This is a genomic window from uncultured Barnesiella sp., from assembly GCF_946496565.1.
Lineage (GTDB): Bacteria > Bacteroidota > Bacteroidia > Bacteroidales > Barnesiellaceae > Barnesiella > Barnesiella merdigallinarum.
Map to the genome: position 1 here is coordinate 47,815 of NZ_CAMMHD010000007.1, position 12,547 is coordinate 60,361.

Genomic DNA, 12,547 nt, shown 5'->3' on the forward strand with positions numbered 1-12,547 from the left:
GTTCCATTTAGGGTTATTCGACAATTTGTACACGCATCTTGCCTCGCGAGGCCGAGGTGGAGAACTGGACCGTATGGAGCCCCGGCGTAAGGTTGGCGGGGTTGAATTGGGTGGCCTTTTGTCCGTCGATGGTCCATTCGACCGCCACATCGGTGTTCAGTTGCAGGGTCACGGGGCTGTCGCTCTTTTTGTAGGACGATTTCAACCCCACAATCTCGAGATAGGTGATTTGCGACGAGAGTACCGAGCCCGAGAGGGCGATGTCGGTAGCCGACTCGAGGTCGTCGCTCGTGAGGCGCAGCGTGGCGTTGTGTGCCCCGGTAGTCTGGGGCGAGAAGGTGACGGTGAGGTTGATGCCCGTCGTGTTGAGCGCATCGGCTGCAAACGAGGTCGAGGCTATGGTAAATTCGCCGCGATCGTCGTTGAGAATCTGGGCTGTGACGGGCGAGGTAAGGTTGCGCCCCTTGAGGTAAACCTCGGCATGTTTCGAGGTGCCGTCGGCAATGTAGCCAAAGTCGATGCGGTTGCTCGATACGGTGATGGCCGGGGTTGAGGTCTGTCCGCCCGAGAAGCTGAACTCATAGCCGATTGAGTCGCCCCAGATGTACTCCACCAGATTGGGGTAGTCGATGTAGGGGTTGCGGTTGCCCTGGAAACTGTAGACGGCGTTGTTGCGGTCGATCTCCTTCTGGCTCACGGGGTCCTGTCGGTGCCACTTCAGCAGCAGGGTTTGGCCGTAGGCATTGAGGGTGGGGTAGGCGTTCTGGGCAAACATGGTGTTGGCCAGGGATTGCCAGGTGTAGTTTTGGTAGCAGGTGACAAAGTAGAGATACATGCGGGCGAAATCGCCTTTGTACTCGTCGGCCGGCTCGAACAGGTTGGTGGCCTTGCCGTTGGCATAGCCGGTGCCTATCTTGCTCACCCCGTTGTCGAACGAGGGGGTAATCACCTCGCCCAGAGCGTAGTTGCTTTTGGCCATATTGGCGCTGGCATCGGCCGGCGTGAGGTGGTGCAGGTCGTAGCTGGCGTCGTACTGGTAGGGATAGCCCGGCGTTGTATCGTCGTAGTTGCTGTCGCCCCACCAGCTTTTGGGCACACTGTGCTCGATGTTCATCCCTTTGGCGGCTCCGCTCGAGAAGCTGTAGGTGTTGTTGGAATACATGTCCCACACTTTACCGTTGGGCCTTACGTCGCTCTGCTTGAATACGGTCCAGGTGCAGGCCCCGTTGTAGTTGCGCGAGCCATAGGCGATGCGGGTGTGGTTCTTGAGCAGGTTGTACAGCTCGGTCTTCAGTTTGGCACCGCTCTTCCCCTCGAGGGTATTGGGGTAGTAGTCCCGGGGCATGTCGGCCATCAGCGAGAAGCAGGCGGTGCATAGGGCGGTGATAATCATTACATATCGTCTCTTCATACTCTCTTTATAAAAGGGCCACAAAGGTAGTGAGAATGGCTCGATTTGCCAAGTCATTCGCCGCTTTTAGGTTTTCTTATGGTTTCGGGGGAGCGGTCGGGGCCGGCTATTTTGAATGCGGTGCAACGATTTTTGGCACTGTCGTCTATGAATATTGTCGCAAAAGTGATACCTTTGTACGCTAACGAATATTCGAAAAAAGAGTTTCTGATGGTAAAAAACGAAGAGCCGAAAAGTATCGTGCAGTTTGCCATGGAGTGGGGCGTGTATATGGGGCTCTACTTTGTGGTCAAGTTTGTTTTCGAGGTGTGTAGCATGGACTCCTTTTTCTGTAATGCAGTCTCTCTGCTCATGCTGTTGTGTATCCCCGTAGTGGTTTATTATGCCATGCGCAAGTACGACGTGATGAGCGGGACGAAGGCCTATTTCGCCCAACTGTGGATGATGGGTATCATGCTCTTTTTCTTCACGTCGCTCATCAGCAGTCTGGCCCAGTATATCTATTATGTCTATATCAACCCCGAGTACATCAAGATTCAGTTCCAGTCGGCTGTCGAGCTGATGGAGGCTCTGAATCTGATGGCCAAGGACCCCTCGTTGCTCGACGCCATGAAGGAGGGGCTCGAGAAGGGCAACGTGCCCACGCCGATGTCGGTGGTGGTAGAGCGCATGTGGGTGAATCTGTTTTTCGGGTCGTTGCTGTCGGCTGCGATAGCGTGGCTCGTGAAACTGCGTGCAAAGTCAAATCATACAAAACAATAGGAATATGGATATTTCGGTAATCGTACCTTTGTATAACGAGGCCGAATCGCTGCCCGAGCTGACAGCGTGGATCGAGCGGGTAATGGCCGCCAACAAGTTTTCATACGAAATCTGGTTTATCAACGACGGCAGTACCGACAATTCGTGGCAGGTCATCGAGTCGCTGCGCGAGAAGAACCCCTGCATCAAGGGGGTGAAGTTCCGTCGCAACTACGGCAAGTCGCCGGCTCTCTATACCGGTTTCCTGCGGGCCGAGGGCGATGTGGTCATCACCATGGATGCCGACTTGCAGGACAGCCCCGACGAGATACCCGAACTCTACCGCATGATTACGGTCGACGGTTACGACCTGGTGTCGGGGTGGAAAAAGAAACGCTACGACCCGCTCTCCAAAACCATACCCACCAAACTCTTCAACGCCACGGCCCGCAAGGTGTCGGGCATCAGGAATCTGCACGACTTCAACTGCGGATTGAAGGCCTACAAGAAGGAGGTGGTGAAGAATATCGAGGTCTACGGCGACATGCACCGCTATATACCCTACCTAGCCAAGAATGCCGGGTATGACAAGATAGGCGAGAAGGTGGTTCATCACCAGGCCCGCAAGTATGGCAAGACCAAGTTCGGGCTCGACCGGTTTGTAAACGGTTATCTCGACCTCATTACCCTGTGGTTCTTCTCTCGCTTCGGGGTGAAACCCATGCACTTCTTCGGGTTGCTGGGCAGCCTGATGTTTGTGTTGGGCTTTATCGCCGTGATTGTGGTGGGGGCCAACAAGCTCTATTGCCTGTACAGCGGGTTGCCCTATCGGTTGGTGACCGACTCGCCCTATTTCTATCTGGCTCTCACGGCCATGATTCTGGGCACCCAGTTGTTCCTGGCCGGTTTTGTGGGCGAATTGATTTCGCGCAACTCGAGCGAACGCAACAACTACCAGATAGAGAGCGAGTTGAAATAAAATCGAATCTGTCGAAACTCTTTGAATAGTATGAACGAAAATAAATATCCCGATTTGCTTGCGTTGGTGAAGGCCCGCAAGTCGGTGCGCGCCTTTGCTCCGGCCAAGGTCGAACGTGCCAAACTCGAATATATGCTCGAAGTCGCCCGGCTGGCACCGTCGGCCGTGAATTTTCAACCGTGGTGCTTTGTGGTGGTGCGCGAGGCCGAGCAGCTGAAGGCGCTGTACGAGTGCTACCCGCGCGAATGGTTTGCGGCGGCTCCGGCCTGCATCGTGGTGTGCGGCAATCACGAGGCTTCGTGGAAACGGGCCTCCGACGGCAAGGACTTCTGCGATGTCGACGTCGCCATTGCTACCGAGCATCTGGCCCTGGCTGCCGTTGAGCAGGGGCTGGGTACCTGCTGGGTGTGCAACTTCGACGTAGCCCGTTGCCGCGAGGTGCTGAATCTGCCCCCTACGTGGGAACCCGTTGTGCTCCTGCCCGTAGGCTATCCGGCCGATGCTGCCGAAACGGAGCGGAAGCGTAAACCGTTTAACGATGTGGTGAAATGGGAGCGCTTCTGAGAAGATCCCGGGCCGCCTGGTGCCTGTGGCTGTGTGGCTGCGCGCTGCTGTTGGGCAGTTGCGGTAGCGACGGTTGTGTGGAAAACCGCAACAGCATACCGCGGGCTCAGTTCTATGCCTACAATATCAACGAGCAGGCCCTGGCCATCGACTCGATTTCGATATACGGGATTGGGCAGCCCAACGATTCGATGCTGCTCGACTCGGCCGTCGCGGTCAGTCAGGTCTATCTGCCGTTGCGCTTTACCCAGGACTCCACGCAATATGTCATTCGCTATTTGCAACAGTCGCTCGCGTCGCCCCGCAACAACGACACGCTCACGTTTGTCTATCGGGCCTATCCCTATTTTGCTTCGATCGACTGCGGTGCCATGTATAACTTCAGCATCGAGACTTGTCGCTATACCCGCCATGTGCTCGATTCGGTAGCCGTAATCGTGCACGAGATAACCAACGACGACGTAGAGAGCGTGCGCCTGTATTATACCGTTCAAACCCCCGAACCCGATGAGGAGTAAACTGTTCATATTGTTCCTGCTGGTGGCCCTGACGTCGGTGGCCCAACGTCGCATTACGCCGGTAGACCCTACGGCCCAGCGCGATACGGTGACCACACAACCCGACAGTGTGGTGGCCCCCGAGCCCGAGGAGCCCAAAATCAAAGGGTATATCTATCCTCTCTTCAACGGCTTGACGGTGAATGTAAATATACTCGACGGGGTGACCAAACTCTTCGGTCAGAGTTACGGCAACTACGAGATAGCGGCCGAGCTCGACCTGCATAATCGATTCTTCCCGGTGTGGGAGATTGGGTTGGGCTATGCCGACAATACCCCCGAGGAGCTGAATTTCACCTATCGCACCAAGCCATCGCTCTACAACCGCATAGGCATGAACTACAACTTCGGTTACAACAAGGAGGAGATGAGCTTCTTCTACATCGGTGTGCGATATGGATTTTCGTTCTTTACCTACGACATCGACAACATCACGATGGAGTCGTCGTACTGGGAAGAGACCGAGCAACTGAGCATGACCGGGCAGAAGTCGTGGGCCCATTGGGGCGAACTGTTGGGCGGTTTGCGTGTTCAGGTCTATAAGAACTTCTATATGGGTTGGACCGTGCGCTACCGCATGATGTTCAGCTACAAGAAGAATGCCGATTCTCAGCCTTGGTTTATCCCGGGCTTCGGTCCCGAGGGTTCGCCCTTTGGGTTTACCTATACGGTAGGGTATCGCTTCTCGTTCGGTAAGAAGGATAAGAGCAAGAAGAGTGAAGCCCAGCCGGTTGTAGAATGAAAAAGTGATTGTTATGTTGGAGTCTGTCGAAAATTCGTTGCATGCCGTAGCCGGTCTCATGTTCGATACCACCGAGATAGGGTATACCTTGATTTATGTGATTTTGATCGTACTCATTGCCGTGGTGTGCGATGTGGTTTGCAAGCTGCTCATCAACAAACTGTTGTTGCCGGTTATTCGCCGTACCAAGTTCGAATGGGACGACCATCTGTACGACAAGAAGGTGGTGGCCCGGTTGGCAGCCTTGGCGCCGGCCTTTATCCTCTATGCCTTTTTGCCTTCGGCATTCGAGCCGGAGGGTAGCTGGTATGTATTGACCGAACGCATCTGCAAGGTCTATATCATTGCGCTGATACTCCGTTTCCTGAACGGCATGCTCAATGCCTTTCTCGACATCTTCAACGAGAAGGAGGAGCTGCGCCACTACCCCATCAAGGGCGGTATTCAGACGTTGCAAGTGATACTCTTCTCAATTGGATTTATCAGTATCGTGGGTACCATCATCGACGAGTCGCCTGCCCGGTTGTTTGCCGGATTGGGAGCCTCGGCAGCCGTACTCATGTTGATATTCAAAGATACGATTCTGGGCTTTGTGGCCGGTATACAGCTGTCGGCCAACAACATGCTGCACAAGGGCGACTGGATTACCGCCCCGGCGCATAATGCCAACGGTATCGTGCAGGACGTTACCCTCAACACGGTGAAGGTGAGAAACTTCGACAACACGACCACGACCATACCCCCTTATGCGTTGGTTTCGGGTTCGTTCACCAACTGGCGCAGCATGTTCGAGAGTGGCGGCCGCCGCATCACGCGGCAGATTCTGCTCGATGTGAACAGTATTACCTTTCTCGATGAGGAGGAGCTGCACCAGTTCGAGTCCAATTTCCTCATTGGCGAGTTCGTATCGCAGCGGTTGCAGGCCATTGCCGATGCCCGTGCGGCCGGTAACCGGTTTCTGGTCGAGGAGTTGCGGGTCACCAATACCCTGCTCTTCAGGGTCTATCTCGAGAACTATATCCGGCAGATGGGAAAGTCGAACCCCGATATGCTCTACATGGTGCGCTATCTGCCCATGGCCGAGAAGGGATTGCCCGTAGAGCTCTATCTCTTTTCGTCGGAAAAGGTGTGGAAAATCTACGAAGGCATAGCCGCCGACCTTATGGACCATACCCTGGGCATCACTCGTGAGTTCGGGCTGCGTATCTATCAGTCGCCCGGCAGTTACGATTTTCAGTCGCTCAAAGATCGGTTGTCGTGACCGAATATTTTTGCTCTTCGTTTTGGGTGCGGAATAAATAGTCATCCGCACGCTTCCTTTTTTGTCGATCGAAAGGTGTACGATCAACTGTGACCAATCTGTTTTCGTAGTGCAGGTCCTATTTATTTGGTCTTGTGCTGGTGCTATGCCGCTTGGCGAGTCAAGAAGTGAAGGGAGAATGAGCATTTATTAACGCTTGAATGGCTAATATTTGTTTTGTTATGTATCTATATGTTAATTAGAAGAAGAATTCTTAATGGGAATTGGGGCGTATACCTATTCTTTCTTATATTTATCCAAGGAAAAAGTGCTTATATTCATATTCTTGTGGTGCTATGATTTCTAAACGTGTCATTAAGGCTTTGTATAAGAAGTATTCGAGCCCGCCTAAAACCTTATCCGATTTGAATCTCGATGAGTTTATGACTCTTTGCGGGACGCTGTATGGCGTTACGTTGACCGACGATTCCCTTACGTTTGCACAGATGAGCGACGACAACCCCTTTCGCACGATTCTGTTGCGGAATGTCTATGGAATCGAAAAGTTTGAATATCATGTAGCATTGGTGTCGTCGACCTATATTCTGTTTTTCAATCGCGACGAGGTAGATGTAACCGTCCATTTCAAACCCGAGCCTTCGAACGTATTCAAGCGTTTCTACTATTGGATTAAGTATCGGTTTTTCCACGAGACGGGCCGCTGAGGGGTGTCGCGTCTCTTTCCTGTTTGTTCTCCTGTTTTTGCTCTCTCATGCGGTAGGGGGCGGTTTCTCTCTCTCTTCTTTTCATTACCTTTGTAAAAAATTGTATTATGGTTCGAACAATAGAGATTACATTGCCTCACTACGGGCGAGGCTATCACCTGGTAACGCGAGAGATTTTTACCCGCTTGCCCGAGTTGCCGCAAGCCGGTGTGCTCCATCTGTTTATCAAGCATACTTCGGCGGCATTGACCATCAACGAGAATGCCGACCCCGACGTGCGTCGCGATTTCGCTTCGTTTTTCGACAGGGCAGTCCCCGACGGTGCTCCTTACTTCCGCCACATTTGTGAGGGCGACGACGACATGTCGGCCCATATCAAGGCCTCGCTGTTGGGTCCGTCGCTGACGATACCCATTCGCAACGGCCGCCCCGACCTGGGAACCTGGCAGGGTATCTATCTGTGTGAGTTCCGTAACGACGGCGGGGTGCGCCACATTGCCGCCACTATCGTCGAGTAACGGGAGCTGAGCAGAATGTCTCGCCTCTTGTTGTATAAAAAAAGGGCCGCCTCGCGCGATAGCGAAGCAGCCCTGCAATGCGTTTATACGGTTGCCCTCGGGGGCGAATCGGTTACAGCGTGTAATCGTCGTCCATGTTCAGGTCGGCAAAGCCTTCGTCGTCGAGTTCCGACGGGTCGTAGGTTTCGTCGCCATAGAAATCTTCGTCGAGTTCCGATGTGTTGTTGGCGGAATTCTTCTTCTCCAGTTCCTCGAAGTCCATGGTCTGTTGCGGGGGATTTCCCTCTTTGCGGGTGCAGATGGGGGCATCGAGGTCTTTGCCCGGCTCAATCTCTTTCAACTCCATGAAGAACATGCGGTCGGTCATGTAGTCGAATACGAAAACCAGACGTTGGCCCTCGTCTTCGATCAGCTCGCTCAGCCGGGTCGAGGACATAATCCAGGTATCTTCGTCGGAATCTTTGCCCATGTCTACGAGCGTGATTTCGGTCTTTTTCTCCCAATCGTCGTCACAAATGAAAAACGAGGTCATTTGATCTTTGGTGAAGCCCACCGAGTCGAGTATGGCATCGTGCAAATCGAGAAAGGTGGCATCGGAGTCTATGCAGATTTCCCGTCTGAAATTGTCAACTTCGTCCGAAACAATTCTGAATTTATAGATCATGATGTTGTGTAATTAGGTTCTTTTTTTGGATATGTAAAAGTAGTAAAAAACTTTCGCTTACCAAATAATGGCTGTAAAAATATAGGGGCAACACTTATATTTCGGCAGCTGTCGGCCGTCGAGGGTAGGGCGATACCTATATTTAAAAGAGGCGAGGCATATCGTGGTGATATGCCTCGCTGTTGATATACAAGCCGATAAGCTCTTTATGGTCGATTAGAAGCACCAGCCTACGCGCAGCGACGGGGTAGCGTGGAAGCCGAACGAGGTTTGCAGTATAGCTTGGTTTCCCTTGTCTTCGGTGGTCCCGTTCTCTGATATGGTAGTAGTTAGGGTACGTTTGGTATCCAGCGATTCATACCCCAGACCAAGCTCGAAACCCAGGTAGAGGCCTTTGCACAGGTACACATCGACACCGGTGAATACGTTGATGCCGAATCCCAGTCCCGGATTCTTGATTATGGTCTTATTTTCGCTGATTGAGCTGCTGGTCGTCTCTTTAGTTGTAGAGGACAGTAATCCGATTTCGCCTCCGACATAAGGCGATATTCTTTCATATTTGGTAAAGTGATACTCAAAGCCGGGCATAATAGAGAATATCGTTTGCGTGTTGCGGTGGTAGGTCTCTATGTCGTCGTTTGTGCCGTTGGGGGTAAAGTCGGTTGTCTTTTGCGACGATGTGTTCAATCCCAGTTTCAAGCGCACGGCCATCTTTTCGTTGAGGTGCAAACGCACTTTGGCACCATACTCGGGCAGGCTGAAGCCACCATCGGTAGCACCGCCGGGCGAGTAGCTCAACTCGGTGGATACGGTCATGGCATCGGGCTTGAACTTTTCTTGTGCTTGTACGTTGGTGAGTACCAAAGCCGCTGCAGCGGCTGCGAAGAGAATCTTTTTCATAATTCCATTTTTTTCGTTTTTCCTACTCTGTCTATGGTTTTCGGAGGCGCCATTACATGATTATGGTGTGCAAATATATTTGAAAGTTTCGAACCTCAAAATTTTTAGTCGGGAATATGTCTCGCAAAGCCCGTTTAATAGACTTTTCAAGCCTGTTTGTCTATCCGATGGCGATAAAACGCGAAGCGGAAGTCTCTTGCTCAGAGGCTCCCGCTTCGTAATCGGTATTATCGAAAAAGTGTATCTTAGAGATATCCTTTGATAATTCCCCGTTTGGAGTTGCGCACGAACATGACGATTTCGTCACGCTCTTTGGTGGCAGGCAGTTCGGCCTCGATGCGTTCGATAGCGTCGCTGTTGTTCATGTCCGACAGGTAGAGGTACCGGTAAATCTCCTGGATGTTGCAGATGGTCTCGTTGCTGAAGTTGCGACGGCGCAGACCGATGGAGTTGATGCCGGCGTAGGAGATGGGGTTGCGTCCTACCTTGATGTAGGGGGGGATGTCTTTGTTGACGTGCGAGCCGCCCTGTATCATCACGTGTGCACCGATGTGGCTGAACTGGTGGATGAGGGTGCCCCCGCCGATGACGGCATAGTTGTCGATAACCACTTCGCCGGCTACCTGGGTAGCGTTCGAGATGATGACGTTGTCGCCTACGACGCAGTCGTGGGCGATGTGCGAATAGGCCATGATGAGGCAGTTGCTGCCGACTACGGTTTTGCCTTTGGCGGCGGTACCGCGGTTTACCGTCACACATTCACGCAGGGTAGTGTTGTCGCCAATCTCTACAATGGTATCTTCGCCGTTGAATTTCAGGTCTTGGGGAATGGCCGCAATGACTGCTCCCGGGAATATCTTGCAGTTCTTGCCGATACGTGCGCCTTCCAGAATGGTTACATTGGAGCCTATCTGAGTCCCTTCGCCGATGACTACGTTTTTATCGATCGTAACAAACGGCTCGATTACCACATTATTGGCAATCTTGGCATCGGGATGGACGTATGCTAACGGTTGTTTCATGTTTTTTCGTTTTAGTATTTATTTGTTCTTGATAATCTGTGCCATAAATTCGGCTTCGGTTACAATGCGTTCACCTACGAAGGCATAGCCTTTCATGTAGGCACATCCCCGGCGTATCTCCGACATGAGCGACAGGTGGAAGATGATGGTGTCGCCCGGAACTACTTTTTGACGGAATTTGACATTGTCGATTTTCATAAAGTAGGTCGAGTAGCGCTCGGGCTCTTCGACGGTACTCAATACCAGCAGACCACCGGTCTGAGCCATGGCCTCGACTTGCAGAACGCCCGGCATGATGGGCTCGGCGGGGAAGTGGCCCTGGAAGAAGGGTTCGTTGCCCGATACGTTTTTCACACCTACGATGTGGCGTGTACCCATCTCGATAATCTTGTCGACGAGCAGGAAGGGGTAGCGGTGGGGCAGCAACTGGCGAATGCGGTTGATGTCCATGAGCGGAGCCTTGTTGGGGTTGTAGACCGGGCATTGGATGTCTTGACGGCGTACCTCCTTGCGGATGAGGCGGGCAAACTGGTTGTTGATTTTATGCCCCGGACGGGTAGCGATGATGCGGCCCTTGATGGGTTTGCCCACCAGAGCGATGTCGCCCAGGATGTCGAGCAGTTTGTGGCGGGCCGGCTCGTTGTCAAACTCGAGCGGCTTGTTGTTGATGTAGCCGAGTTCGTCTACATGCTTGTGGGGCACGCCCAGCAGGTCGGCCAGACGGTCGAGCTCGGTCTGCGAGGTCTTTTGGTCGTAGATGACGATGGCGTTGTCGAGGTCTCCACCCTTGATGAGGTTGTGCTTTACGAGGGGCTCTACCTCTCTCACAAAGACAAAGGTGCGTGCACCGGCAATCTCTTTCTTGAAGTCGTGCAGGTCGTCGAGGCTGGCAAACTGGTTGCTCAGTATGGGCGAGTCGAACGAGATGAGGGTATTGATGCTGAACTCATCGTCGGGCAGAACGACAATCGACGAACCGCTCTCTTCGTCGTGCAACTCGATTTTCGATTTAATCAGGTAGTATTCCCGTTCGGCATTCTGCTCTACGAGGCCACAGCGTTCTATCTCTTCGGCATACACGGCGGCACTGCCGTCGAGAATAGGCAGCTCGGGGGCATTTACCTGAATGAGGCAGTTGTCAATTTCGGCGGCATACAGGGCAGCCATAGCGTGTTCGATAGTGCCTACACGGGCATCGCCTTCGGCAATCACCGTGCCCCGGCTGGTCTCTACTACGTTTTCGGCCAGCGCTTCGATAATGGGTTGCCCTTCGAGGTCGATACGCTGTATCTTATATCCATGATGTTCGGGGGCGGGGAGGAAGGTTGCGGTGATTTCCAAACCGGTGTGTAATCCTTTTCCGCTCACCGAGAAACTGTTTTTGAGGGTTTTTTGTTTCATCGATATTGAGTTTTATTTGTTTTTCAGTTGTTCTTTCAACGACTCTATCTCTTTGGAGAGCTCCTTGACCGTGCGAGTCAGTTCGGGCAGACGCTTGATGTAGACCACCTGCCGGGCAAACTCTTTGGAGGGGACGGCGGGGTAACCCATGATGACGGCATCGTCGTCGACGTGGTTGGGGATACCCGACTGAGCTCCCACCTGAATGCGGTCGCCCAGTCTGATGTGGCCGGCCACACCCACCTGGCCGCCTATCATGGCGTGGCTGCCCACCTTGGCCGACCCGGCTATACCGGCCTGGGCGGCAATAACGGTGTGTTCGCCCACCTCTACGTTGTGGGCAATCTGTATGAGGTTGTCGAGTTTCACCCCTTTGCGGATGATGGTCGAGCCCATGGTGGCGCGGTCGATGGTGGTGTTGGCACCTACCTCGACATTGTCTTCAAGAATCACGTTGCCTATCTGGGCAATCTTGGCATATTCGCCGTTGGCCTGCGGAGCGAACCCGAAACCGTCGGCTCCGATGACAACGCCTGCGTGCAGGGTGCAGTTGTTGCCGATTACGCAGCTGTGATAGATTTTCACACCCGGGTAGAGGGTGACGTTGTCGCCGATGGTGACGTCGTTGCCCACATATACCTGCGGGTATATCTTGACATTCTTTCCCAGTTTTACCCGCTCGCCAATGTAGGCAAAGGCTCCCAGATAAATGTCGTCGGGGAGTGTAACCGATGCGGCTACATAGTTGGGCTGTTCGATTCCCTGCTTGGCCGTGAGCGAGGCATTCACCAGGTTGAGCAGCATGGCCAGGCAGGCATAGGGGTCGTCTACCTTGATGAGCGTGGCCTCGATGGGATGCTCGGGCTCGAACTCGCGATGTACCAACACAATGCTGGCATGAGTCTGGTAGATATAATGCGTGTATTTGGGATTGGCCAGGAAGGTGAGTGTCCCCGGGGTGCCTTCTTCGATTTTGGAGAGGTTGCTCACCTCGACCGAGGCATCGCCCACCAGCTCACCATGCAGAAAATCTGCTATTTGTTGTGCTGAGAATTTCATATTTGTTCTCTGTCATAAGGGTTA

Annotated in this window: 14 protein-coding genes; 8 read left to right on the forward strand and 6 right to left on the reverse strand. The window is 53.0% G+C overall.

Features of this window, described 5'->3' with window-relative positions:
* Positions 1-13 precede the first annotated feature (13 nt).
* Positions 14-1,411, reverse strand: coding sequence for an endonuclease (locus Q1K76_RS05200; RefSeq protein ID WP_300131578.1), 1,398 nt, complete (start codon positions 1,409-1,411; stop codon positions 14-16).
* 210 nt (positions 1,412-1,621) lie between these two features.
* On the opposite strand from Q1K76_RS05200, the gene Q1K76_RS05205 reads away from it, so the two are divergent.
* The 8 genes from Q1K76_RS05205 to Q1K76_RS05240 all read left to right on the forward strand — a co-directional run bounded on the left by Q1K76_RS05205 (position 1,622) and on the right by Q1K76_RS05240 (position 7,477).
* Entirely contained in the window at positions 1,622-2,173 is a 552-nt protein-coding gene (locus Q1K76_RS05205) for a DUF4199 domain-containing protein (protein WP_087409222.1), read from the forward strand.
* A gap of 4 nt (positions 2,174-2,177) precedes the next feature.
* Positions 2,178-3,131, forward strand: coding sequence for a glycosyltransferase family 2 protein (locus tag Q1K76_RS05210; protein ID WP_087409202.1), 954 nt, complete (start codon positions 2,178-2,180; stop codon positions 3,129-3,131).
* Positions 3,132-3,161: 30 nt separating this feature from the next.
* Positions 3,162-3,695 (forward strand): nitroreductase family protein, encoded by a 534-nt coding sequence (locus tag Q1K76_RS05215; RefSeq protein ID WP_087409201.1) that lies wholly within the window; start codon positions 3,162-3,164, stop codon positions 3,693-3,695.
* Positions 3,680-4,213 (forward strand): DUF6452 family protein, encoded by a 534-nt coding sequence (locus Q1K76_RS05220; RefSeq protein ID WP_300131608.1) that lies wholly within the window; start codon positions 3,680-3,682, stop codon positions 4,211-4,213. The genes Q1K76_RS05215 and Q1K76_RS05220 overlap by 16 nt, the downstream gene beginning before the upstream one ends.
* Complete coding sequence (locus tag Q1K76_RS05225; RefSeq protein ID WP_300131610.1) at positions 4,203-4,994, forward strand: DUF6048 family protein; 792 nt, start codon at positions 4,203-4,205, stop codon at positions 4,992-4,994. The genes Q1K76_RS05220 and Q1K76_RS05225 overlap by 11 nt, the downstream gene beginning before the upstream one ends.
* Before the next feature lie 13 nt (positions 4,995-5,007).
* Positions 5,008-6,255, forward strand: a complete 1,248-nt coding sequence (locus tag Q1K76_RS05230) for a mechanosensitive ion channel domain-containing protein (protein WP_087409198.1) — start codon at positions 5,008-5,010, stop codon at positions 6,253-6,255.
* Positions 6,256-6,659: 404 nt separating this feature from the next.
* Positions 6,660-6,959 carry a hypothetical protein gene (locus tag Q1K76_RS05235; protein ID WP_298663826.1) on the forward strand — a complete coding sequence of 100 codons (300 nt, stop codon included), beginning with the start codon at positions 6,660-6,662 and terminating at the stop codon, positions 6,957-6,959.
* Positions 6,960-7,066: 107 nt separating this feature from the next.
* Positions 7,067-7,477 carry a secondary thiamine-phosphate synthase enzyme YjbQ gene (locus Q1K76_RS05240; RefSeq protein WP_087409195.1) on the forward strand — a complete coding sequence of 137 codons (411 nt, stop codon included), beginning with the start codon at positions 7,067-7,069 and terminating at the stop codon, positions 7,475-7,477.
* 112 nt (positions 7,478-7,589) lie between these two features.
* Here the strand turns inward: Q1K76_RS05240 and Q1K76_RS05245 are convergent, their stop codons facing one another.
* The 5 genes from Q1K76_RS05245 to lpxD all read right to left on the reverse strand — a co-directional run bounded on the left by Q1K76_RS05245 (position 7,590) and on the right by lpxD (position 12,523).
* Positions 7,590-8,141, reverse strand: coding sequence for a hypothetical protein (locus Q1K76_RS05245; RefSeq protein ID WP_300131612.1), 552 nt, complete (start codon positions 8,139-8,141; stop codon positions 7,590-7,592).
* A 216-nt stretch (positions 8,142-8,357) separates the two neighbouring features.
* A complete protein-coding gene (locus Q1K76_RS05250) occupies positions 8,358-9,041 on the reverse strand; it encodes an outer membrane beta-barrel protein (RefSeq protein WP_087409193.1) in 684 nt (227 codons plus the stop codon).
* Between the two features lie 245 nt (positions 9,042-9,286).
* Complete coding sequence (gene lpxA, locus Q1K76_RS05255; protein WP_087409192.1) at positions 9,287-10,063, reverse strand: acyl-ACP--UDP-N-acetylglucosamine O-acyltransferase; 777 nt, start codon at positions 10,061-10,063, stop codon at positions 9,287-9,289.
* A gap of 18 nt (positions 10,064-10,081) precedes the next feature.
* Positions 10,082-11,464 (reverse strand): bifunctional UDP-3-O-[3-hydroxymyristoyl] N-acetylglucosamine deacetylase/3-hydroxyacyl-ACP dehydratase, encoded by a 1,383-nt coding sequence (locus tag Q1K76_RS05260; protein WP_087409191.1) that lies wholly within the window; start codon positions 11,462-11,464, stop codon positions 10,082-10,084.
* A 12-nt stretch (positions 11,465-11,476) separates the two neighbouring features.
* Entirely contained in the window at positions 11,477-12,523 is a 1,047-nt protein-coding gene (lpxD, locus tag Q1K76_RS05265; RefSeq protein WP_087409190.1) for a UDP-3-O-(3-hydroxymyristoyl)glucosamine N-acyltransferase, read from the reverse strand.
* Positions 12,524-12,547 lie beyond the last annotated feature (24 nt).